Origin of the sequence: Quatrionicoccus australiensis, from assembly GCF_020510425.1 — a bacterium.
In the GTDB taxonomy this organism is placed as follows: Bacteria; Pseudomonadota; Gammaproteobacteria; order Burkholderiales; family Rhodocyclaceae; genus Azonexus; species Azonexus australiensis_A.
Genome location: NZ_JAHBAH010000001.1, coordinates 1,533,680 through 1,556,349 on the forward strand (window position 1 = coordinate 1,533,680; position 22,670 = coordinate 1,556,349).

Consider the following 22,670-nt stretch of genomic DNA (forward strand, 5'->3'; position numbering starts at 1 on the left):
AAAACTTGCGGTTGACCGTATCAGCGTCTGATCATGGAAGCCTTCGAGGCGCGTTACAAGCCCAAGAAGAGCATCGCCACCAGCGTCCCGACCACGCTCGCCCTGAGCGGCAAGCACCGCTGCCTCGAATCCCACGACGATGCCGGTCCCTACGCCTTCGCCAGCACAGCCGAAGCCGAACGCAACGGCCGCCTCGCCATGGACGCCCTCGAAGCCCGCTACCAGACCTGGCTCGGTCGCGGCACCGTGCGCAGCCTGGCCGTCGGCACCCGCCTCGACCTGATCGGCCTGCCGATCAACCCCGCCAAGCCAGACGTTGACCATCGTTACATCATCACCAGCCTCTTCTACGTCGACGTCAACAATCTCACCGGTAACGCCCCGAAGGCCCCCCGCGCAAAACAAGAACAACACCCTCCGCAACCAGGACCTACAGCGCAACCCATCGACCAATCAAGCCGCCCCCCGCCCCCAACCGGTATAATCCCGCCCTTATTCAACGATTTTCAGCGGAACCCCATGCAGGACAAATACACCCCGGCCGATATCGAACGTGCAGCCCAGAGCCACTGGAACAAAACCGGTGCCGCCCGCGCCGTCGAGGACACCACCAAGCCCAAGTACTACTGCCTTTCGATGTTCCCGTATCCGTCGGGCAAGCTGCACATGGGGCATGTCCGCAACTACACAATCGGCGACGTATTGAGCCGTTTCCACAAGATGCAGGGCTTCAACGTGCTGCAGCCGATGGGCTGGGACGCCTTCGGCATGCCGGCCGAGAATGCCGCGCTGCAGAACAACGTGCCGCCGGCCGGGTGGACTTATTCCAACATCGACTACATGCGCAAGCAGTTGCAGTCGCTGGGTTTCGCCATCGACTGGGAACGCGAATTTGCGACCTGCACGCCCGAGTACTACCGCTGGGAACAATGGCTGTTCACCCGCCTCTATGAAAAGGGCCTGGTGTACAAGAAGCTCGGCACCGTGAACTGGGACCCGGTCGATCACACCGTGCTCGCCAACGAACAGGTCATCGACGGCCGCGGCTGGCGTTCCGGCGCGCTGATCGAGAAGCGCGAGATCCCCATGTACTACATGAAGATCACCGCCTACGCCGAAGAACTGTTGTCCGAATTGGACAATCTGCCGGGCTGGCCCGAGCAGGTGCGCCTGATGCAGAAGAACTGGATCGGCAAGAGCACCGGCGTGCGCTTCGCCTTTCCGCTCGCGGAAAATCCGGAAGAAAAGCTGTGGGTCTTCACCACCCGCGCCGACACCATCATGGGCGTCACCTTCGTTGCCGTTGCCGCCGAGCATCCGCTGGCGCAGCGCGCAGCGGTCAACAACCCGGAACTGGCCAATTTCATCGAGGAATGCAAGAAGGGCGGCGTTGCCGAAGCCGACATTGCGACGATGGAAAAGAAGGGCCTGCCGACCGGCATTTTCGTCACGCATCCGCTGACCGGCGAACAGGTCGAAGTCTGGGTCGGCAACTACGTGCTGATGAGCTATGGCGATGGCGCCGTGATGGCCGTGCCGGCGCACGACGAGCGCGATTTTGCCTTTGCGCTCAAGTACAACTTGCCGATCAAGCAGGTCGTTGCCGTCGACGGTGAATCCTTCAGCGACCAGGCCTGGGCCGAGTCCTATGCCGACAAGGTCAAGGGCAAGCTGGTCAATTCCGGCAAATACGACGGTCTCGGCTACGAAGCCGCCGTCGACGCCATCGCTGCCGACCTCGCCGCCAAGGATCTCGGCGACAAGAAAGTCCAGTTCCGCCTGCGCGACTGGGGCATTTCCCGCCAGCGCTACTGGGGCTGCCCGATCCCGATCATCCACTGCAAGACCTGTGGCGACGTGCCGGTGCCGGACGCGCAATTGCCGGTCGTGCTGCCCGAGAACGTCGAGATCACCGGTGCCGGTTCGCCGCTCGCCCGCATGCCCGAGTTCTACGAGTGCAAGTGCCCGAAGTGCGGCAGCGACGCCCGCCGTGAAACCGACACCATGGACACTTTCTTCGAGTCCTCCTGGTACTTCCTGCGCTACGCCTGCCCGGACAACACCACGGCCATGGTCGACGAGCGCGTCGCCTACTGGTGCAAGGGCGGCATCGATCAGTACATCGGCGGCATCGAGCACGCCATTCTTCACCTGCTGTACTCGCGCTTCTTCACCAAGCTGATGCGCGATGTCGGCCTGATCGGCGACCTCGGCGAGCCCTTCGCCAACCTGCTGACCCAGGGCATGGTTGTCGCCCCGACCTTCTACCGCGATCTCGATGGCGGCAAGAAGCAGTGGATCAACCCGGCCGACGTCGATGTCGTCACCGACGAGAAGGGCCGCCCGACCGGCGCCACCTTGCGCGCCGACGGCCTGCCGGTGGTTATCGGCGGCACCGAGAAGATGTCGAAGTCGAAGAACAACGGCGTCGATCCGCAGGCGCTGATCGACCAGTACGGCGCCGACACGGCCCGCCTGTTCATCATGTTCGCCTCGCCGCCCGATCAGTCTCTGGAATGGTCCGATGCCGGCGTCGAAGGCGCCTACCGCTTCCTGCGCCGTTTGTGGAAGACGACTTACGATCACGTCCAGGCCGGTCTGGTCGACGCGAAAATCGAGCAAAGTTCACTGTCGACCGCCCAGGCCGACCTGCGTCGCAAGCTGCACCAGACCATGGGCAAGGTTGCTGACGACTACGGTCGCCGCAAGCAGTTCAACACGGCGATCGCCGCCGTGATGGAACTGTTGAACGCCTACGACAAGTGCGACCTTGCCGATGCCAGCGGCCGCGCGCTCGCCCAGGAAACCCTGGAAAGCATCGCGCTGCTGCTCTTCCCCATCGTGCCGCACATCGGTCAGGCGCTTTATGCCGAGCTGAAGCCGGGCCTCGATGCCGGCAACCAGACCTTCCCGAAAGCCGATCCGGCCGCGCTCAAGCAGGACGAAATCGAGCTGATGGTGCAGGTCAACGGCAAGCTGCGCGGTTCCATTCGCGTTGCCGCCGAGGCCGACAAGGCGAGCATCGAAGCCGCCGCGCTCGCTTCCGAAGGCGCCGTCAAGTTCATGGAAGGCAAGCCGGCCAAGAAGGTTGTCGTCGTGCCCGGCCGCCTGGTCAACATCGTCGTTTAAGGAAAAACCGCCATGCGCGTCCCGTTCAGGCTACTGCTCGCAGTGATCATCGCCGCCGTCCTCACCGGCTGCGGCTTCCACCTGCGCGGGACGGTCAGCGGCAATCTGCCCTACAAGACCTTTTACATCGCGCTGCCGGACACCTCCGAAATCAATGTCTGGCTGCAGCGCTACATCAAGGCGAGCGGCAAGACCGAAATCGTCAGCGATGCGCAGAACGCCGAAGCCATCTTCCAGCAGGTCAACGACGGCCGCCAGAAGACCATTCTCAGCGTCAATGCCCAAGGCCGCGTGCGCGAATACCGCCTGCAGATGAATTACACCTTCCGCGTCGTCAATGCCAAGGGCCAGGTACTGATCGCGCCGAACGAGATCAACCTGATCCGCGACATCACCTACAACGACTCCGCAGTGCTCGCCAAGGATCTGGAAGAAGCGATGCTGTGGCGCGACATGAACACCGACCTGGTCAACCAGATCATGCGCCGGCTGTCGCTGATCAAGCCGAAGAATCCCGACCAGGAAGAAGACGAGTAATGCTGCTGCGCGGCGAACAGCTCGCGGCGCACCTCGAACGCGAGTTGCGCCCGCTCTACGTGCTTTACGGCGACGAGCCGCTGCTCGTCATCGAAGCGGCCGACGCCATCCGCGCCCGCTCGCGCCAGATGGGCTACAGCGAACGCGAAGTGCTGACCGTGCTGCCGCAATTCGACTGGGGCCAGTTGCTCGCCGCCGGCGGCAACATGTCATTGTTCGGCGACAAGAAACTGATCGACCTGCGCATTCCCACCGGCAAGCCGGGCAAGGAAGGCAGCGCGGCGCTGCAGCAGTGGTGCCAGAACCTGTCGATGGACAACCTGCTGCTGATCACCCTGCCCGAACTCGACTGGCGCGAGGAAAAGGCCGTCTGGTTCACGGCCCTGGTCAATGCCGGCGTCGCGATCAAGCTGATGGCACCGCCGCTCGCCGAACTGCCGGGCTGGATCGCCGGTCGCCTGCGCCGGCAGCAGCAGAGCGCCGATGTCGACAGCCTCAAATTCATCGCCGAGCGCGTCGAGGGCAACCTGCTCGCCGCGCACCAGGAAATCCAGAAACTTGGCCTGCTCTATCCGGCCGGGCAGTTGAGCGCGGCGCAGATTCGCGATGCCGTGCTCAATGTCGCCCGCTACGACATCGAAGGCCTGCGCGAAGCGCTGCTCGCCGGCGACATCGCCCGCCTGACGCGGACGCTGGACGGCCTGATGCAGGAAGGCGAAGCGCCGCCGCTGGTGTTGTGGGCGATGAGCGAGGAAATCCGGGCGCTGACCATCATTCGCGCCGGCATGGACGCCGGCCGGCCGGTCGATCAACTGCTCAAGGATGCGAAAGTCTGGGGACCGCGCGCCAACCCGGTGAAAAAGGCCCTGCAGCGCCTGTCGACCGCTGGCCTTGAGGCTGCGCTACGCCATGCCGGTCAGATCGACCGCCTGGCCAAGGGCATCGGCCAGGGCAACATCTGGGAAGAGTTTTTGCGACTGGGCCTGCGCCTGAGCACCGGCCGCTAGTCGTTCATTACTTGCCGGCCGCCTGTTTCGCCACCTCGGCCACGTCGGCCGGCTCGTCGGGATCCAGGTCTTCCCAGATACACGAGTGCTCGCCGCGCACGTCGTGCAAGCCCGGCTTGGGCGTTTCCTGCACCAGGCATTCGCCCCTGCACTCATCGGAAACCACCACCACTTTCATTTCAGCATCGACCTGGCGTTCGCCATCCCAGTAGCTGCATGTTGCGCAAACCTTGACCTCGTTTGGCAATATCAATTTTTCTGCCATCTTGTCCTCGATGGAAACCTCGTTGTCGTAGCGGATAAGAGTTTACCCGGTTCCGGAAGTTCCCTGTTGTTTGTCTGGCTATAATGTTTCTTTGCGCAGAACCCGGAATATCATGGACATCAAGGAATACATGCAGGACATCGGGCGTCGCGCCCGTGCCGCCTCGCGCCGCCTGGCCGGCGCCACCACCGCCGAAAAAAATGCCGCACTGCTGCATCTCGCCGCGGCCATCCGCCGCGAGAAGGCCGCGCTGCTCGCCGCCAACGCCGAGGACCTCGACGCCGCCCGCGCCAATGGCCTGGAGGCGGCGATGCTCGATCGCCTGACGCTGACCGAAAAGGGCGTCGAAAGCATGGCAGCAGGCGTCGAACAGGTCGCCGGCCTGGCCGATCCGATCGGCGAGATGACCGACATCAAGTTCCGCCCGACCGGCATCCAGGTCGGCAAGATGCGCGTGCCGCTCGGCGTCATCGGCATCATTTACGAAGCACGCCCGAACGTCACCGCCGATGCCGCCGCGCTCTGCCTGAAGTCGGGCAATGCGGCCATCCTGCGCGGCGGTTCGGAAGCCATCAACTGCAACCGCGCCATCGCCGCCCTCGTCCAGGAAGGCCTGCAGGCCGCCGGCCTGCCCGCCGACTGCGTGCAGGTGATCGCCACCACCGACCGCGCCGCGGTCGGCGAACTGATCACCATGCGCGAGTTTGTCGACGTAATCGTGCCGCGCGGCGGCAAGGGCCTGATCGCCCGCCTGCTCGCCGAAGCCCGCGTACCGATGATCCAGCACCTCGATGGTAACTGCCACGTCTATCTGGAAGAGGAAGCCGACCCGAACAAGGCGCTGCGCATCGTCGAAAATTCAAAGACGCAGCGCTACGGCACCTGCAACACCGCCGAGTCGCTGTTGGTCGACCGTTCGGTTGCCGCCATGCTGCTGCCGCCGATTGCCCACATGTTGACCGGCAAGGGCGTCGAAATCCGCGGCTGCGCGGAAACCTGCGCCATCCTGCCGAATGCCGTTGCCGCGACGGAAGAGGACTACTACACCGAATACCTGGCGCCGATCATTTCGGTCAAGGTGGTTTCCGGCATCGACGAGGCGATTGCCCGCATCAACCAATATTCGTCGCACCACACCGAAGCCATCGTCACCGACAACCATCCGAAGGCGATGCGCTTCCTGCGCGAAGTCGATTCGGCCTCGGTCATGATCAACGCCTCGACACGCTTCGCCGATGGCTTCGAATACGGCCTGGGTGCCGAGATCGGCATCTCGACCGACAAGATCCACGCGCGCGGCCCGGTCGGTCTCGACGGCCTGACCAGCCAGAAGTGGGTCGTCCTCGGCGACGGTCACGTACGCGGCTAATCAATCCACAACAACGATATTTGGGAGAAAGCAGCATGACCATCATCTGGAGCCCCGATCTGAACACGGGGATCGACATCATCGACCACCAGCATCGCCGCATCGTCGACTTCATCAACGATCTCGAAGCCGCGCAGGTTCTCGGCGACAAGAAACAGATCCGCCAGGTGATCTACGACTGCGTCGATTACACGCTGTCGCACTTCGCCTTCGAGGAAAGCATGCAGGAAGAGGCTGGCTACCAGTACTGCAAGCCGCACAAGAAGGTGCATGAACTGTTCACGCGCAAGGTCACCGAATACCAGGAGCGCATGGAACTGGGCGACGATGTCGCCGAGGAACTGCATGCCATGCTCGCCCGCTGGCTGGTCAACCACATCAAGCGCGACGATGCCGACTACGTCAGCGTGGTCAAGGCCAACATGAAGACCGAAACCCCGCCGACCGAAGCAAAGAAACAGACCGGCTGGTTCCGCAAACTGTTCGGTTAAATGAGCCAGACCGCCTTCAACTGGGAAGATCCCTTCCGCCTCGACAGCCAGCTCGCCGCCGATGAGCGGCAGGTGCGCAACGCGGCACAGAGCTTCGCCCGCAAGGCGTTGGCGCCGCGCATCCGCGATGCCTTCCGGCACGAGACGGTCGACCCGGCGATTTTCCGCGAAATGGGCGCCATGGGCCTGCTCGGCGCAACGCTGCCGCCGCAGTACGGCGGCGCCGGGCTGAATTACGTTTCCTACGGCCTGATCGCGCGCGAAATCGAATACATCGACTCGGGCTACCGCACCATGCTCAGCGTGCAATCCTCGCTGGTCATGCTGCCCATCTTCGCCTTCGGTAGCGAAGAACAGAAAGAGAAATACCTGCCCCGCCTCGGCAAGGGCGAGCTGATCGGCTGCTTCGGCCTGACCGAGCCCGACTCCGGCTCCGACCCCGGCAGCCTGAACACGCGCGCCCGCGCCGTGCCCGGCGGCTGGAAGCTGTCGGGCAGCAAGAACTGGATTTCGAATGCGCCGATTGCCGATGTCTTCATCGTCTGGGCCAAGGACGATGCCGGCAAGATCCGCGGTTTCATCCTGGAAAAAGGCATGCCGGGGCTGTCGGCGCCGGTCATTCACGGCAAGGTCGGGCTGCGCGCCGCGATCACCGGCGAGATCGTCATGGACGAGGTTTTCGTCCCGGGCGAGAACCTGCTACCTGGCGTCAGCGGCCTGAAGGGGCCATTCACCTGTCTCAACTCGGCGCGCTACGGCATCGCATGGGGCGCCCTGGGTGCCGCCGAAGCCTGCTGGCACACGGCGCGGCAATACACGCTGGAGCGCAAGCAGTTCGACAAGCCGCTCGCCGCCAACCAGCTGATCCAGAAAAAACTGGCCGACATGCAAACCGAAATCGCGCTCGGCATCCAGAGCGTGCTGCGCCTCGGCCGGATGATGGATGACGGCAGCGCCGCACCGGAAAACGTCTCGATGCTGAAACGCAATTCCTGCGGCAAGGCCCTCGACATCGCCCGCACGGCGCGCGACATGCTGGGCGGCAACGGCATTTCCGACGATTTCGGCGTCATCCGCCACCTGGTCAATCTGGAAGTGGTCAATACCTATGAAGGCACACACGACGTGCACGCCCTCATCCTCGGCCGGGCACAGACCGGGATTTCGGCTTTTTAAATCCGTCGACCGGAGGAGCTGCGCATGCAAACCCGCCCCAACCAGGTATACCAGGCCATCGTCGCCGCCCCCGGCTTCTGCCTAGGCGTGCAATGCGATGCCGACGAAATCACCGGCATCGATTTTCTCGAACCACGCCCGGCGCAGGAAGCCAGCAGCGCCCTGGCCGCCGAAGCGGCGCGCCAGTTGGAGGCCTATCTTGCCGACCCGGCGTTCACCTTCAACCTGCCGCTGCGGCCGGCCGGCACCAGTTTCCAGCGCCGCGTCTGGCAACAGATCGCGGCGATTCCCGGCGGCCAGACGCTGACTTACGGTCAACTGGCAAAAAACATCAAAAATGCGCCGCGCGCCGTCGGCCAGGCCTGTGGTGCCAATCCCTACCCGGTTGTTGTGCCCTGCCACCGCGTCGTTGCGACCGGCGGCGGCCTGGGCGGCTTTGCGCGTGAGCGCGGCGGCTTTCTGCTCGACGTCAAACGCTGGCTACTGCAGCATGAACACAGCCACCCCGGCTGATCTCGCCGAGATCGACAATTTCTGCGACGCCCTGTGGCTGGAAGACGGGCTGGCCAGAACGACGCTCGACAGCTACCGCTCCGACCTCGGCCGCCTGGCGCTGTGGCTGGCCACGCACGGCCACGAGGCCCTGCTCGACTGCCGCGACACCACGCTCGCCGGCTTCATCGCCGACCTGTCGCGGACAACGCGCGCCACCTCACAGTCGCGCTACCTGTCCACGCTGCGCCGTTTCTTTCGCTGGCAACTCGGGCGCGGCCGCATATTCGTCGATCCGACCCTGCAGCTAGCCAACCCGGCCCGTCCGTCACGCCTGCCCAAGGTTATGTCGGAAAAGCAGGTCGACCACCTGCTCGCTGCGCCCGACCTCGACACACCCCTCGGCCTGCGCGACCGGGCCATGCTGGAAACCCTCTACGCGACCGGCCTGCGCGTTTCCGAGCTGGTCAATCTGAAAACCAATGAAGTCGGCTTCAACGAAGGCGTCATCCGTGTGCTCGGCAAGGGCAGCAAGGAGCGCCTGGTGCCACTCGGCGAAGTTGCCATCGACTGGCTGCAACGCTACCTCGCCGAGGTGCGCCAGGACATCCTCAAAGGCCAGCAAAGCGAAGCGCTGTTCGTCACCGGCCGCGGCGGCGCCATGACGCGCCAGGCCTTCTGGCAGCTGATCAAGCGCTATGCGCTGCAGGCCGGCATCGATCCGGCCAAACTGTCACCGCATGTGCTGCGCCACGCCTTCGCGACCCATCTGCTCAACCATGGCGCCGACCTGCGCGTCGTCCAGCTGCTGCTCGGCCATGCCGACATCACGACAACGCAGATCTACACCCACGTCGCGCGCGAACGACTAAAGAGCCTGCACACGCTGCATCACCCGCGCGGCTGAACACGCTCAGGCATAAACGTCGACTTCGTTACCGAGCTTGTCATCGGCCGGTTTCGTGGGTGGTGCAGCTTGAGACTTGTCGGTCGTCGCCGCAGCCGCCTTGTCTGCCTCCTGCTTCTGCAATTGCGCAATGCGTGACTGCAGCACCTCGATCTGCTGCTGGATCAGTTCGGCCTGATCGACGGCATCTTCCGAGTCGCTCTCCTGCAGTTTGGTCAATTTCTTTTCCAGTGCCGCAATCTGCTTTTCCAGCGCGGCAATGCTGCTCGCCGTGCCGCTGCTACCGGAAGAGGAAGAACTGCTGCCGATCCCCGTATTGGTGGTGACGCTGATGCTGCTCATGCTGTTTCTCCTGGTTGATGGATCTGCTCCTGTTATCGGCCGGCACCGCGCAAAACTTGCTGGCGGAATGGGTAAATCCACGTAAAGACAGGTAAAGACGGCGGCGTAGCGGTCGACCGTGTCCGACGCGGTAAAATCAGCCGTCGTCAGCAAGCCAGAGTCCGCCATGAGCAAAACCGAACACGCCCCCGAAACCCAGGCCACCAAGTTCCTGAAAGCGCACAAGGTCGCCTTCTCCAGCCACCTCTACGCCTACGAGGAGCACGGCGGCACCAAGGTTTCGGCGCGCGAGCTGAACGTGGACGAGCATGCCGTGGTCAAGACCCTGATTTTCGAGGACGAGAACGCCAAGCCGCTGATCGTGCTAATGCACGGCGACTGCAAGGTATCGACCAAGGAACTGGCGCGCCAGGTTGGCTGCAAGAAGATCGAGCCGTGCAAGCCGGAAGTCGCCAACCGGCACAGCGGCTTCCTGGTCGGCGGCACCAGCCCGTTCGGCACAAAGAAGGCGATGCCGGTCTTCATCGAGAAAACGATCCTCGACCTGCCGCTGATTTACATCAACGGCGGCCGCCGTGGCTACCTGGTCGGCATCCATCCGCACGACATCCTGCGCACGCTGGCGGCGAAAGCGGTGGACGCGGCGCTGCCCGGCTGATTTGCTTTAGCAATCGACAATATTTAATCAATCGATTGGAGCTATGGCGCAGCGGCGCATAAAGTGACACTCATCGAACCAGGAGTGCCAGCATGAGCCAGATCGTCATCCAGCATTACGCCCGCCCCGCCGCCCGCCGCCATTTGTGGGTCGGCCTCGTCATGGCCAGCATCGCCGTCGCTTTCGGCATCGAGCAGATCGCCTTCTGGCTGAGCGCTCATCCGATGGCCGCCAAGGGCCTCGAAGCCAGCCTGTTTGCCGGCCTCGCCACCGGGCTCGGGGCAATTCCGGTGCTTTTCTTGCGTCGACCGTCCGAGCGCCTGATGGCGCCGATGCTCGGCCTGGCCGGCGGCATGATGCTCGCCGCCAGTCTTTTTTCCTTGCTCGTGCCGGCCGTACAAAGCGTCGCCGCCAGCCCGGCCGCGTGGCCGCTCGGCGTGATCACCGCGCTCGCCTTCGTGGCCGGGGTCGCGCTGATGCAGCAGATGGACCGCCACACCCGGCACGCCCACGTCGAGAGCATCGACAGCAACAGCGTCTTGCCGCGGGTCGGCCTCGTGGTCGCCGCGATCGCCTTGCACAACGTGCCGGAAGGTCTTGCCGTCGGCGTCTCGGCCGCGGCCGGTGCCGATCACGGGATGACGCTGGGCATCGCCATCCAGAACGTGCCGGAAGGCTGGATCGTCGCCAGCGCGATGCTGGTGCTCGGCGCGACACCCTTGCGCGCCGCTGCGATTGCGCTCGCCACCGGCCTGGTCGAACCGCTTGGCGGCTTGCTCGGCGTCATCGCCAGCAGCCTGGCCGGCGAAGCCTTGCCGCTCGCCCTCGCCGCTGCAGCCGGTGCCATGCTCTGGGTGGTCAGCCACGAATTGATCCCGGCCTCGCACAAGCCCGGTCGCGAAGCCGCCGGCACCGCCGGGCTGGCCGCCGGTTTCGCGATCATGACCGTGCTCGCCGCAGCATTCTGAGCGCGACAAAAAAGGCCCAGCGGTCGACGTCGACCGCTGGGCCTTTTTGCTTGCTGTCTTTTAGAGCGAGCGCTCGATGATCACGCCGACGCGCTTGACGCCCGGCATCATGCCGAGCTTGGCAATCGAGACACGCACCCAGTGTACGGCGAAGGTTTCCAGGATGTAGCTGGCGACATGTTCGGCCAGCGCCTCGATCAGGTTGAAATGGCTGCCCGCCAGATCGCTGCGCAGGCGTTCAACGACCACGGCGTAGTCCACGGTGTCGCGGATGTCGTCGCTGGCGCCGGCCGAGACGGTCGACACGCCGATTTGCAGAGAAATCTCGACCGTCTGCGACATGGCCTTTTCGCGCGGATAGATACCTATCCACGTCTCGGCGCGCAGTTCTTCGATGAAAATGATGTCCATACAGGAGTCGAAATGCCTTGGCAGTGTAAAATCCGCCGCGATTGTACTCCAGCCGGGATATCCCCTCATGCAAACCGCACTCGCCATCCTTGCCGCTTATCTGCTCGGCTCCGTTCCCTTCGCAATGATTTCCTCGAAGCTGTTCGGCCTCGCCGACCCGCGCACCTACGGCTCGGGCAATCCCGGCGCGACCAACGTGCTGCGCAGCGGCAACAAGAAGGCGGCACTGTTCACGCTGCTCGGCGATGCGCTCAAGGGCTGGGTCGCCGTCTTCGCCGCACAGCAATACGGCCTGAGCGACAACATGGTCGGCCTCGTTGCGCTGGCCGTCTTCCTCGGCCACCTCTACCCGGTTTTCCTCAAGTTCAAGGGCGGCAAGGGCGTCGCCACCGCCGCCGGCGTACTCATTGCGCTCGATCCCGCACTCGGCTTGGCCGTACTCGGCACCTGGCTGCTCGTCGCCTTCGTCTCACGCTACTCCTCGCTCGCCGCCGTCCTGGCCGCCGCCCTGGCGCCGGTCTATGCCGCCCTGCTGCATGGCGCCGAGCACCCGAGCATCGTTGTCGGCATTATTGCCATGGCGCTGATCGGCAAGCACTGGCAGAACATCCAGCGCCTGCTCGCCGGCCAGGAATCGAAAATCGGCAGCAAGAAGAAGGCCTAGGCGGCGCCCTCAACCAAGGGCAACAAGACTTCGACCAGCAAACCGGAAACGCCCGGCGCATCACTCAGCGTGATATCGCCGCCATGGCCGTGCGCGATTTCGCGAACAATCGACAGCCCCAGTCCGCTCCCGGTGTAATCACTGCCATCAAGGCGGAAGAAACGAAGAAAGACCTGGGCGCGAAACTCGGCAGGAATCCCCGGCCCATTGTCGATGACGCGAAGTCTGGCGGTCGACGCCCTGTCCGGCGCCTGATCGACGGCGACCGTGACCACCCCGTTCTCCGGCGTATAGCGCAGCGCATTGTCAATCAGGTTGGCGATCAATTCACGTAACAAGACCGGATGCCCGGCGACCACGATCGGCGCACGGTCGCCCTCAATGCCGAGATCGATGCTCTTGCGTGCCGCCAGTGGGAGCAATTCGACCACCATGTCACGCGCCACGGCGGCGATATCGACCGCCTGACGTGCCACCATCAGGCCGTTGATCGGCTCGGCCCGCGATAACGACAGCAACTGGTTGGCCAGGCGGATGGCGCTAGCCAGGCTGCGGTGCAGGGCCTCGATCGCCGGCCGCATTTCAGCTTCCGAATGCTGACGCAAGGCGTATTCGGCTTGCGTATTAAGAACCGCCAGCGGCGTCCGCAATTGGTGCGCGGCATCGGTGATGAAACGGCGCCGGGCCTCAAGCATGGCACTGATCCGCTCCATGTGCAGATTGATCGCTTCGACCAGCGGCTTGACCTCGTGCGGCACGCCGAGCGCGGTGACCGGCGTCAGGTCGTCCTCCGGACGCTGACGAATTGCCTGCCCGAGGTTATCGATCGGTTGTACGGCAATCATCGTCGCAAACAGCGCAACGGCAAGCGCAACGACAATAAGCAGCGCCTTGCGCGCCACTTCGCGGGAGAAGAGGTGATGCACGACCTCCTGCCGGGTATTGATCGTTTCGCCAATAATGATCAGAACCGGTTTGGGAAACTCCGCCCGATAAAGCGGCTTGAGCATGGCGCCCAGACGCAGTTGCTGACCTTTATAGATGCCATCGTAGAAAACCGGGCTGTTCGGCGAAATACTCTCCGGCAAAGGCAAGTCCTCGTAACCGGTAATCACCTTGTCGCCGGGAATGCCGACGTTGTAGAAAATCCGGTCTGAACTGCCGGCCTCGAACAGTTCAAGCGCCGAATAGGGAATGTCGACGACTACCTCTTTTTCGGTCGCGTAGACACGCTCGGCAATCCCCTTGACCGAAGCCGACAGCGAACGGTCGTAGGCCTGATTGGCCGCGCCCAGCGCGTCACTATAGCTGTACCAGGCATCAACCACGAGCAGCGCCGAAAGAACGCCGAACAGCCAGAAGGCCAGCCGGCGCTTGAGGCCCGGCGCCCTCAAGTGACCGCCTCGCCAACGCTGCCGATCATGTAGCCGAGGCCGCGCACGGTGGTGATCTGCACGCCCGATCCTTCGAGCTTCTTGCGCAGTCGGTGCACGTAGATTTCGATCGCCTCGGCCCGCGCGTCCTGCTCCATGCTGAAGATTTTTTCGAACAAGGTATCGCGCGCCACCGGCCGGTCGACCCGCGTCAGCAAGGCTTCGAGCACGGCCAGTTCGCGTGGCGTCAGCGACAAGGCGGCGCCACGCACCATCGGCAGGCGGCTGACCGTATCAAATGCCAGTTCGCCGAGCTGGATCACCGGATTCTGTCCGGCCGAACGCCGCAGCAACGCTTTCAGCCGGGCCTCGAGTTCGGCCAGTTCGAACGGTTTGGGCAGGTAGTCGTCGGCGCCCAGGTTGAGCCCCTTGATCCGGTCATCCACCGAGCCGCGCGCCGTGAAGATCAGCACCGGCACGCGCGAACCGCGGGCGCGCAGGTTGCGCAGCACATCCAGCCCATCCTTGCCAGGCAACGACAGGTCGAGCAGTACGCCGTCGTAGCCACCGGTCAGGAGGTGATGCTCGGCATGATCGCCGCGGTCGGTGACGTCGACAACGTAACCGGCCTGGCGCAGGGATTTCGCCACCCATTCGCACAACTCGGGGTGATCTTCGACCAGCAGAATTTTCATTTTTTGTCTCCTCGGCCGGCTCTGTGACGGAAAACTTCCCGTCGACCGGACTCATTGACAGCGATTGTTCCGCGTCAAGGCATCGAAAGCAAATCGAAAGCTGATTTCTTTCTAATCCCCCCACCCGGTACTACACCGACCGGGAATTACCCGTGAAATGAAATCCACAGGAGGAGACATAATGCAAAAACACACGATAAACCTCGCCACCCTGGCCTGCTTCGGCAGCCTGGCGCTGAGTGCCCCGGTCATGGCCGCACCGCTCGACGAGCTGCGCGCCGAGATCCAGGCCCAGAAAGCCCGCCTCGAAAAGCTGGAAGAACTGCTGCAAGCCACCGCGGCTACCGCTGCCGTCGCCACCAAGAAGGCCGAACAGGCAACCAAGGCACTGGCCGAAGCTCCGCCCCCAAGCAAAAGCAAGGGACTGTCCATGCCCGAGGGCCTGACCATCTACGGCATCGCCGATGCCGGCATCGAAGTCGGCGATTACGGACATGGCACCAAGGCTCGCGTCCAGAGCGGCCTCGGCTCGGCCAGCCGGATCGGCTTCAAGGGGCTGCGCGATTTTGGCGACGACCTCTCCGCCTACTTCCAGCTCGAAGCCGGCGTTTCCTACGACAACGGCCAGAACACCGGCCACTCCAGCAACGTCAGCAATCCGGGGGCCGGCACGGCCTCGTCGGCATCGGTCAACACAACGGGCGTCGCCATTTTCTCGCGCAACACCTTCATCGGCCTGAACAGCAAAAAATACGGCGACATCCGTTTTGGTCGCGACTATGCCCCGATCTACTCGCTGGCCAGTACCTCGGACCCATTCACCATCGGCGGCGCCACCGCCTTCCGCTTGTGGTCGAGCGCGGCCGCCAGCCGTTTCGACAATGCCGTCTTCTATGCATCACCAAAACTGGCAGGGTTCCAGGGCAAGATCGCCTACTCGGCCGGCATGGAAAACAACAGCGAGGCAGATGTCGGCATCACCGGCGGCACACCGGGCAACACCGCCACTGGTCCGAAAAACGAAGGCAAGGGCATCAGCGCCAGCCTGAGCTACGCCGAGGGGCCGCTCTTCGTCGGTGCCGGCTACCTGTCTTACCAGCGTACCGGCACGGTGACCGCCCCGGCCACCGAAAACATCAACCGCACCTCCTACAACCTTGCCGCCACTTACGACCTCAAGTTCGCCAAGCTATACGCCCACTTCCTGCACGGTGAAGACACCCAGGACGGCGCCGTCACCAACAAGACCCTCGATCGCAACGTCTGGTGGCTGGGCATGGCCGTGCCGTTCGCCGAACGCCATACCATACGCGGTGTTTATGGCCACCTCGACGACCGTCTGAGCACCAATCGCGACTCCGATCACCTCGGCGTCGGCTACGAATTCGCGCTCGACAAACAGACCGATCTCTACGCCTACTACGCCCAGGTTTCCAACAAGAATGGCGGCCAGAACTCGCTGTGCGCCGGCGGCACCTGCCAGGGCTACGACAAGGACTCGGGCCTGCCGGTCAATTACACGCCGAAATCGCTGATGCTGGGCGCCCGCTACCGTTTCTGACGAGCATGGAAACAACGGCCGGCCCCAGGGGCAACCGGGAAAAAACGCAAAAAACGAAAACCGGGCCGGTCGTGAAAGCAGTTCGAAAGACTGGCCCGGTAGCATCAAGTCACAGTCGGTCGGCAAAAAAGCAACCGACAGTGCCAAAATCAAAAGACAGGAGACATCATGAAACTGACTCGTCGCAACTTCCAGCGCTGCCTGACCGCCGGCCTCGTCGCCGCAGCCCTCGGCACCAGCACTCCGCTCTTCGCCCAATCGGCACCCGATCTGATCGCCGCCGCCCAGAAGGAAGGCAAGCTCTCGATCTACGGGGTGACCGACAACGAACAGACCAACCATCTGATCCGCGAATTCCGCACGATGTACCCGACCATCCAGGTCGAGTACAGCAACATGAGCACGACCGAACTGTACAACCGCTTCATTTCGGAAACGGCGGCCGGCAACTCGGCTGACGTCACCTGGTCGTCGGCCATGGACCTCCAGGTCAAGCTGGTCAATGATGGCTACGCCCAGCCACACAAGTCGGCTGAAACAGCCAGGTTGCCCGAGTGGGCCAACTGGAAGAACGAAGCCTTCGGCACCACCTACGAGCCGATCGGCTTCGTCTACAACAAGCGCCTGGTACCGGCCGCCGACGTGCCGCAGAGCCACGCCGACTTCATCAAGCTGCTGACGACGCAGGCCGACAAGTACAAGGGCAAGGTCAACACCTACGACCCGGAAAAATCGGGCGTCGGCTTCATGCTGGTAAGCCAGGACAAGCAGGTCAATGGCGCCGGCTATGCCGATCTGCTCAAGGCCCTAGGCGGCGTCCAGGTCCGGGTTCAGGCGTCGACCGGCACGATGATGGAACGCATCGCTTCCGGCGAGAACCTGATCGGCTACAACCTCAATGCCGCCTACGCACTGACCCGCGCCCAGAAGGACCCGTCGATCGGCATCGTGCTGCCCAAGGATTACACGCTGGTCATCAGCCGCGTCATGTTCATCGCCAAAAACGCCAAGAACCCGAACGCCGCCAAGATCTGGCTGGATTTCGTACTGTCCAGGAAGGGCCAGGAGATCATCGCCAACAAGGCTGACCTCTATGCCATCCGCCCCGATGTCGACGGCGAAACAACAGCCAGCGGCCTGAAGAAGCAGCTCGGCGACGCGCTGCGCCCGGTGCCCATCGGCACCGGCCTGCTGACCTACCTGGATCAGGCCAAACGCCTCGATTTCCTCAAGCAGTGGAACAGCGCCGTCAAGGCGAAATAAGGGCGACCCACCGCCAGCCCGGCCCGGACCTGCGAGCTTTCGCAGGCCGGCGCTGAGGCCCCGATCCACCTCAAACCCAAGGTGACTCCCATGTTGCAAACATTGCCTCGACGGGCAGTGGTGACCCTGCTCGCCCTTTCCGTCTTCTTCCCGCTCGGCCTGGTGATCTACCAGAGCGTGCTGTCCGGCCCCTTCTTCATGAAGACGGCGACGCTCAGCCTGGAATCCTTCGCCTTCATTCTCGATGACCCGGATTTCTGGTCGGCGACGAAAAATACGCTGATCATCGCCGTCGGCATGAGTGCCATCGCCATCCCGCTCGGCGCCATCCTCGCCTTCATCATGGTCCGCACCGACCTGCCCGGCCGGCGCTGGCTGGAGACGCCCATCCTGATCCCGATCTTCGTCTCGCCGGTGGTGCTCGGCTTCGGCTACGTCGTCGCGCTCGGCCCGGTCGGCTTCTTCTCGGTCTGGTTCGAGTCGATCTTCGGCGGCGTGCCGTGGAACATCTATTCGCTCGCCTCGATCGTCGTCATCGCCGGTCTCACCCACGTCCCGCACGTTTATCTCTACTCGTCGTCGGCCCTGCGCAATCTCGGCTCCGACGTCGAGGAAGCGGCCCGCCTGTCCGGCGCCAGCCCCTTCCGCGTCGCCCGAGACGTGTCGATCCCGATGGTTTCGCCCGCGCTGCTCTACGTCGGCGTGCTGGTCTTCTTCCTCGGCTTCGAGATCTTCGGCCTGCCGCTGATCCTCGGCGACCCGGAAGGCCACTTGGTACTGACCACCTACCTCTACAAGCTGACCAACAAGCTCGGCACTCCGTCCTACCACCTGATGGCCGCAGTCGCCACCTGCATCGTCGCCGTGACTTTCCCGCTGGTACTGCTGCAGCGCTTCCTGCTCAAGTCGGCCCAGCGCTACGTTTCGATGAAGGGCAAGTCGGCCCGCCAGCGCCCGCTCGCCCTCGGTGGCTGGAAATGGGTGGCACTCACCGTGATCGGCGCCTGGCTGTTCCTCAGCATCTTCGTGCCGATTGCCGGCGTCGCACTGCGTTCCGTGGTCAGTAGCTGGGGCACCGGGGTGAATATCCTCGATGTACTGACGCTCGACCACTTCCACGCCGTCTTCGAGGAATCGACGATGATCCGCTCAATCGTCAATTCCATCCTCATCGGCACCATCGGCGGCGCCGTTGCCGTCGGCGGTTACCTGCTGATCGGCCTTGCCACACACCGCCAACCAGACGGCCTGTCGCGCTTCGTCGATTACGTGATCCTGACGCCGCGCGCCATTCCCGGCCTGATGGCCGGTCTGGCCGTATTTTGGGTGTTCCTCTTCGTGCCCTTCCTGGCACCGCTACGCTCGACGCTATTCTCGGTGTGGTTCGCCTACGCCGTGGTCTGGCTGGCCTACGGCATGCGCCTGATCCAGAGCGCCCTGATGCAGGTCGGCCCGGAACTTGAAGAGGCGGGCCGTCTGGTCGGCGCCTCACGTAGCCGGGTGTCGCGCGACATCACGGTGCCGCTGATCCGCAACGGTCTGCTTGGTTCGTGGCTGCTGATCTTCATGATCTTCGAGCGCGAATACTCGACCGGCGTCTACCTGCTCTCCCCCGGCACCGAGGTGATCGGCGCGCAAATCGTTTCCCTGTGGGCCTCCGGCGCCGTCGATGTGGTCGCCGCGCTGTCCCTGATCAACATGCTGCTGGTCGGCGTCGGCCTCGCCCTGGCGCTGCGTTTCGGAGTAAAACTTCATGACTGAAAAAACCATCCTGACCGTCGACAACCTCGCCCTGTCCTACGGCAGCAATCCGATCCTCAAGGGCGTCTCGATGCACCTGCGCCGCGGCGAGGTCGTTTCCCTGCTCGGCCCCTCGGGCAGCGGCAAAACCACCCTGCTGCGGGCCGTCGCCGGCCTCGAACAACCGCATCACGGCAGCGTCAGCATCGCCGGCCGGGCCATTTACGATGCCGCCGCCGGCATCGATATCCCGGCCGAAAAGCGCGAACTCGGTCTGGTCTTCCAATCCTACGCGCTGTGGCCGCACAAGACCGTGTTCGACAACGTCGCCTATCCGCTCAAGCTGCGCAAGGTGGCGACCAACGAGATCATCCAGCGCGTCCATGCGGCGCTCAAGAATCTCGGCCTCGACCATCTCGCCGAACGCTACCCGCACCAGCTTTCCGGCGGTCAGCAGCAGCGCGTCTCGATTGCCCGCGCCCTGGTTTACAACCCGCCGGTCATCCTGCTCGACGAGCCACTGTCCAACCTCGACGCCAAGATGCGCGAGGAAGCCCGCGCCTGGCTGCGCAACCTGATCGTCGAGTTGCAGTTGTCGGCACTGGTCGTCACCCACGACCAGTCCGAAGCGATGGCCATGTCCGACCGCATCCTGCTGCTGAACGGCGGCGTCATCGAGCAGCAAGGCGCGCCGCAGGAAATGTACAGCCAGCCGCAGACCTATTTCGTCGCCGACTTCATGGGCAGCAACAACATCATGCAAGGCCGCATCGGCGACATTCGCGGCGGCAGCGCCCGCATCGACCTCGACAACGGCATTTCGGTGTGGGGCCTGCGCCGCACCAATGCCGCCATCGGCCAGGAAGCCAAGGCAGTCATCCGCGTCGAGCAGATGCACCTGGCCGACGGCCCCGGCGAACACCGGACGGAAGTCGATCTCGTCACCTCGATGTTCCTGGGCGACCGTTTCGAATACGTCTTCCACGCCGGCAAGGACCTGCTGCGCGCCTGGGGCAAGCAACACCAGGGCAGCGGCAAGCGCTGGCTGGAATTCCCTCCCGAAGCCGTCTGGGTCTTCTGACCCCAACCGGCAAATCTCTGCACCTTGGCGCCCGCTCCAACTCCCTCCGGGCCGGGCGCCCTTTTTCATTTTTGGCTATTTTTTCCGGTTGACCGTAGAAGTTTCGGTACACCTCTCGCCAGCGCGCTCGGCAGCCGCCCAGGTCCCGGCCTACGCGACGCAACTGCGCGACGCCAGGCATCCAAGTGTCGTCGCCCCCTGATCAATAGCAAAAAGGCATTAACAACATTTGAGTTATTGATTGGATCAATCAAGGAGCGCCATCTAGACTGCAAGCATCAGGTCAGAACGATCTGCTTGCTGCCAAGGAGGCCACCATGATTACCCGTTTCATTGATCGCTGGTTCGACGAGCTTGTCGCCTGGGAACCCTGCATCGACGTGCTCGCCACCCTGCCCGACAACTTCTGAACCGTTTCAACACCTCGCACGCAATGGCGCAGCACAACATTCCAGGAGAAATCTGATGGGCGGCAAATGCTGCAAGTCCGATCCACCGTGCAGCAATTGCCCGAAACGCCGCAAGAAAAAGGGGAAAAAGGCGGGCGCAGCGGTCGACGCCGCGCCATGGCCGATTGTCTACTGCGCCGTCGCCGACATTTCCATCAGCGGCCAACGCGGCTGCACGGCAAAGCTGCCGGCTTCCTTGGCCGGCGTGCCGGACTGCAGGCGCAGGCAACCGGCCAGCGCGATCATCGCGCCGTTGTCGGTACAGAATTCCAGCTCCGGGTAATAGACCCGGAACTGTTTGCGTTTTGCCTCGCGGTCGAGCGTCGCCCGCAACTGCTTATTGGCGCCGACGCCGCCGGCCACGACCAGCTGCTTGAGGCCGGTCAGCTTCATCGCCTTCAGCGACTTCTTGACCAGCACCTCGACGATGGCTTCCTGGAAGGCACGCGCCGCGTCGGCCTTGAAGGTTTCGGTGAGCGACTCGCCCTGCTCGCGGACCAGGGTCAGCACCGCCGTCTTGAGGCCGGAAAAGCTGAAACTCAGGTCGCCCGAATGCAGCATCGGGCGCGGCAGACTGTATTTCTCCGGATCGCCCTGCTCGGCCAGCTTCGAGAGCAGCGCACCGCCCGGATACGGCAGACCAAGCATCTTGGCGCTTTTGTCGAAAGCCTCGCCGGCCGCATCGTCCAGGGTTTCGCCGAGCAGTTCGTACTCGCCGACACCGGTCACCCGCATCAATTGCGTATGGCCACCGGAAACCAGCAGCGCGACAAACGGGAAGGTCGGCGGCGTGCTCGACAACAAGGGCGACAGCAGATGCCCTTCAAGGTGATGCACTGGGATCGTCGGTTTGCCGATCGCCAGCGCCAGGGCTTCGGCAAAGGCGCAGCCAACCAGCAAGGCGCCCGACAAGCCGGGGCCGCGCGTGTAAGCCACGGCATCGACCTCGGCCAGTTGCCGGCCGGAGCGCGCCAGTGCCTCGCGCAACAGGGGGACGACACGCCGGATGTGATCGCGCGACGCCAGTTCCGGGACGACACCGCCGTACTCGGCGTGCATCGCGACCTGCGAATGCAGGGCGTGCGACAAAAGGCCGGCTTCGCTGTCGTAGAGGGCGATTCCGGTTTCGTCGCAGGAAGATTCAATACCAAGGACTAGCATGGGGACGCATTTTAACACTTGGAACTCAAAGGTCTTTTGCAATATACTGCTCGGCTACCCGCAAACCAGCGGAAAAATTTTGCGCGCACTGCCTTCTACTTGACCTGGCAGGCGCCTAACGGAAGGGGGTGATTTATATGCCAAACATTCGTGTCAAGGAAAATGAGCCGTTCGAAGTTGCCATCCGCCGCTTCAAGCGCACGGTTGAAAAAACTGGTCTCCTGACCGAGCTGCGTGCCCGTGAGTTTTACGAAAAGCCCACCGCCGAACGCAAGCGCAAGTTGGCTGCTGCCGTCAAACGCCACCATAAGCGTATTCGCAGCCAGACCCTGCCGCCGAAACTGTACTAATCCAGTACGGTGAACGCCGCACCAAAGAGCCGCCAGCCTCAACAGCCGGCGGCTTTTTTCTTTGAAATTCCGGGATCCGCCCCCATCTCTGGCACCTGACCCCGACAACCAACGACTAGCCGCCCAAAATGAGCCTCAAAGCACGCATCACCGAAGACATGAAATCGGCCATGAAGGCCAAGGAAGCCGCCAAGCTGGCCGCCATCCGCCTGCTGCTCGCCGCCCTCAAGCAGAAGGAAGTCGACGAGCGAGTCGAGCTTGACGACAACGCTGTCATCGCCGTCATCGAAAAGCTGGTCAAGCAGCGCAAGGACAGCGTCAGCCAGTACGAAGCTGCCGCCCGCCAGGATCTGGCCGATGCCGAAAAGGCCGAAATCGCCATCCTCGGCGCCTACCTGCCGGAAAAGATGAGCAACGAGGACACCGCTGCCGCCGTCGCCGCTGCCGTTGCCGCAACCGGCGCCAAAGGCCCGGCCGACATGGGCAAGCTGATGGCAGTCCTGAAACCGCAACTGGCCGGCAAGGCCGACATGGCGGAAGTCTCGAAACTGGTAAAAGCCGCACTTGCCGGTTAAAGCGCG

At 63.2% G+C, this 22,670-nt stretch carries 23 protein-coding genes; 17 read left to right on the forward strand and 6 right to left on the reverse strand.

Annotation, left to right across the window (positions count from 1 at the left end):
• Window positions 1-33: 33 nt before the first annotated feature.
• Genes leuS through holA form a run of 3 tightly spaced genes read left to right on the forward strand, consistent with a single transcriptional unit; the run spans window position 34 to window position 4,673 of the window.
• Window positions 34-3,129: a leucine--tRNA ligase gene (gene leuS, locus KIG99_RS07420; RefSeq protein ID WP_226459576.1), complete on the forward strand. Its 3,096-nt coding sequence runs from the start codon at window positions 34-36 to the stop codon at window positions 3,127-3,129.
• A 12-nt stretch (window positions 3,130-3,141) separates the two neighbouring features.
• Window positions 3,142-3,666 (forward strand): LPS-assembly lipoprotein LptE, encoded by a 525-nt coding sequence (locus KIG99_RS07425; RefSeq protein ID WP_226459577.1) that lies wholly within the window; start codon window positions 3,142-3,144, stop codon window positions 3,664-3,666.
• A complete protein-coding gene (gene holA / locus KIG99_RS07430) occupies window positions 3,666-4,673 on the forward strand; it encodes a DNA polymerase III subunit delta (protein ID WP_226459578.1) in 1,008 nt (335 codons plus the stop codon). Before KIG99_RS07425 ends, holA begins: the two co-directional genes overlap by 1 nt.
• A gap of 7 nt (window positions 4,674-4,680) precedes the next feature.
• Here the strand turns inward: holA and KIG99_RS07435 are convergent, their stop codons facing one another.
• Window positions 4,681-4,938 (reverse strand): hypothetical protein, encoded by a 258-nt coding sequence (locus KIG99_RS07435; RefSeq protein WP_226459579.1) that lies wholly within the window; start codon window positions 4,936-4,938, stop codon window positions 4,681-4,683.
• A gap of 112 nt (window positions 4,939-5,050) precedes the next feature.
• Between KIG99_RS07435 and KIG99_RS07440 the strand changes: the two genes are divergently transcribed.
• The 5 genes from KIG99_RS07440 to xerD are packed head-to-tail and all read left to right on the forward strand — an operon-like array spanning window position 5,051 to window position 9,373.
• Window positions 5,051-6,307, forward strand: a complete 1,257-nt coding sequence (locus tag KIG99_RS07440) for a glutamate-5-semialdehyde dehydrogenase (RefSeq protein WP_226459580.1) — start codon at window positions 5,051-5,053, stop codon at window positions 6,305-6,307.
• Window positions 6,308-6,342: 35 nt separating this feature from the next.
• Complete coding sequence (locus tag KIG99_RS07445; RefSeq protein ID WP_226459581.1) at window positions 6,343-6,798, forward strand: bacteriohemerythrin; 456 nt, start codon at window positions 6,343-6,345, stop codon at window positions 6,796-6,798.
• Window positions 6,799-7,974: an acyl-CoA dehydrogenase gene (locus KIG99_RS07450; protein WP_226459582.1), complete on the forward strand. Its 1,176-nt coding sequence runs from the start codon at window positions 6,799-6,801 to the stop codon at window positions 7,972-7,974.
• 24 nt (window positions 7,975-7,998) lie between these two features.
• On the forward strand, window positions 7,999-8,487 hold the full coding sequence (locus KIG99_RS07455) for a methylated-DNA--[protein]-cysteine S-methyltransferase (RefSeq protein WP_226459583.1): 489 nt from the start codon (window positions 7,999-8,001) through the stop codon (window positions 8,485-8,487).
• Entirely contained in the window at window positions 8,465-9,373 is a 909-nt protein-coding gene (xerD, locus tag KIG99_RS07460; protein ID WP_226459584.1) for a site-specific tyrosine recombinase XerD, read from the forward strand. The genes KIG99_RS07455 and xerD overlap by 23 nt, the downstream gene beginning before the upstream one ends.
• A 6-nt stretch (window positions 9,374-9,379) precedes the next feature.
• Here xerD and KIG99_RS07465 read toward each other — a convergent pair whose 3' ends face one another.
• On the reverse strand, window positions 9,380-9,715 hold the full coding sequence (locus KIG99_RS07465) for a FlxA-like family protein (RefSeq protein ID WP_226459585.1): 336 nt from the start codon (window positions 9,713-9,715) through the stop codon (window positions 9,380-9,382).
• A 166-nt stretch (window positions 9,716-9,881) separates the two neighbouring features.
• On the opposite strand from KIG99_RS07465, the gene ybaK reads away from it, so the two are divergent.
• Entirely contained in the window at window positions 9,882-10,373 is a 492-nt protein-coding gene (ybaK, locus tag KIG99_RS07470) for a Cys-tRNA(Pro) deacylase (RefSeq protein WP_226441324.1), read from the forward strand.
• A gap of 92 nt (window positions 10,374-10,465) precedes the next feature.
• Window positions 10,466-11,341 (forward strand): ZIP family metal transporter, encoded by an 876-nt coding sequence (locus KIG99_RS07475; RefSeq protein WP_226459586.1) that lies wholly within the window; start codon window positions 10,466-10,468, stop codon window positions 11,339-11,341.
• A gap of 60 nt (window positions 11,342-11,401) precedes the next feature.
• Here the strand turns inward: KIG99_RS07475 and KIG99_RS07480 are convergent, their stop codons facing one another.
• Window positions 11,402-11,752: a dihydroneopterin aldolase gene (locus KIG99_RS07480; protein WP_226441326.1), complete on the reverse strand. Its 351-nt coding sequence runs from the start codon at window positions 11,750-11,752 to the stop codon at window positions 11,402-11,404.
• 67 nt (window positions 11,753-11,819) lie between these two features.
• Between KIG99_RS07480 and plsY the strand changes: the two genes are divergently transcribed.
• On the forward strand, window positions 11,820-12,416 hold the full coding sequence (gene plsY / locus KIG99_RS07485; protein WP_226459587.1) for a glycerol-3-phosphate 1-O-acyltransferase PlsY: 597 nt from the start codon (window positions 11,820-11,822) through the stop codon (window positions 12,414-12,416).
• Here the strand turns inward: plsY and KIG99_RS07490 are convergent.
• Window positions 12,413-13,810, reverse strand: a complete 1,398-nt coding sequence (locus tag KIG99_RS07490; RefSeq protein WP_226459588.1) for a sensor histidine kinase — start codon at window positions 13,808-13,810, stop codon at window positions 12,413-12,415. The genes plsY and KIG99_RS07490 overlap by 4 nt on opposite strands.
• The gene (locus KIG99_RS07495; RefSeq protein ID WP_226459589.1) at window positions 13,807-14,484 is read right to left on the reverse strand and encodes a response regulator; all 678 of its coding nucleotides are present in this window, start codon (window positions 14,482-14,484) and stop codon (window positions 13,807-13,809) included. Before KIG99_RS07495 ends, KIG99_RS07490 begins: the two co-directional genes overlap by 4 nt.
• Window positions 14,485-14,665: 181 nt before the next feature.
• Between KIG99_RS07495 and KIG99_RS07500 the strand changes: the two genes are divergently transcribed.
• The 4 genes from KIG99_RS07500 (at window position 14,666) to KIG99_RS07515 (ending at window position 20,129) form a co-directional block, all read left to right on the forward strand.
• Window positions 14,666-16,045 carry a porin gene (locus KIG99_RS07500; RefSeq protein ID WP_226459590.1) on the forward strand — a complete coding sequence of 460 codons (1,380 nt, stop codon included), beginning with the start codon at window positions 14,666-14,668 and terminating at the stop codon, window positions 16,043-16,045.
• A gap of 168 nt (window positions 16,046-16,213) precedes the next feature.
• The gene (locus tag KIG99_RS07505; protein ID WP_226459591.1) at window positions 16,214-17,308 is read left to right on the forward strand and encodes an ABC transporter substrate-binding protein; all 1,095 of its coding nucleotides are present in this window, start codon (window positions 16,214-16,216) and stop codon (window positions 17,306-17,308) included.
• Window positions 17,309-17,398: 90 nt separating this feature from the next.
• Window positions 17,399-19,069: an ABC transporter permease gene (locus KIG99_RS07510; RefSeq protein WP_226459592.1), complete on the forward strand. Its 1,671-nt coding sequence runs from the start codon at window positions 17,399-17,401 to the stop codon at window positions 19,067-19,069.
• Window positions 19,062-20,129, forward strand: a complete 1,068-nt coding sequence (locus KIG99_RS07515; RefSeq protein WP_226459593.1) for an ABC transporter ATP-binding protein — start codon at window positions 19,062-19,064, stop codon at window positions 20,127-20,129. The genes KIG99_RS07510 and KIG99_RS07515 overlap by 8 nt, the downstream gene beginning before the upstream one ends.
• Window positions 20,130-20,707: 578 nt before the next feature.
• Here KIG99_RS07515 and tsaD read toward each other — a convergent pair.
• The gene (gene tsaD, locus KIG99_RS07520) at window positions 20,708-21,739 is read right to left on the reverse strand and encodes a tRNA (adenosine(37)-N6)-threonylcarbamoyltransferase complex transferase subunit TsaD (RefSeq protein WP_226459594.1); all 1,032 of its coding nucleotides are present in this window, start codon (window positions 21,737-21,739) and stop codon (window positions 20,708-20,710) included.
• A gap of 137 nt (window positions 21,740-21,876) precedes the next feature.
• On the opposite strand from tsaD, the gene rpsU reads away from it, so the two are divergent.
• A complete protein-coding gene (rpsU, locus tag KIG99_RS07525) occupies window positions 21,877-22,089 on the forward strand; it encodes a 30S ribosomal protein S21 (RefSeq protein WP_119490453.1) in 213 nt (70 codons plus the stop codon).
• Window positions 22,090-22,217: 128 nt separating this feature from the next.
• On the forward strand, window positions 22,218-22,664 hold the full coding sequence (locus KIG99_RS07530; protein WP_226459595.1) for a GatB/YqeY domain-containing protein: 447 nt from the start codon (window positions 22,218-22,220) through the stop codon (window positions 22,662-22,664).
• Window positions 22,665-22,670: the final 6 nt, after the last annotated feature.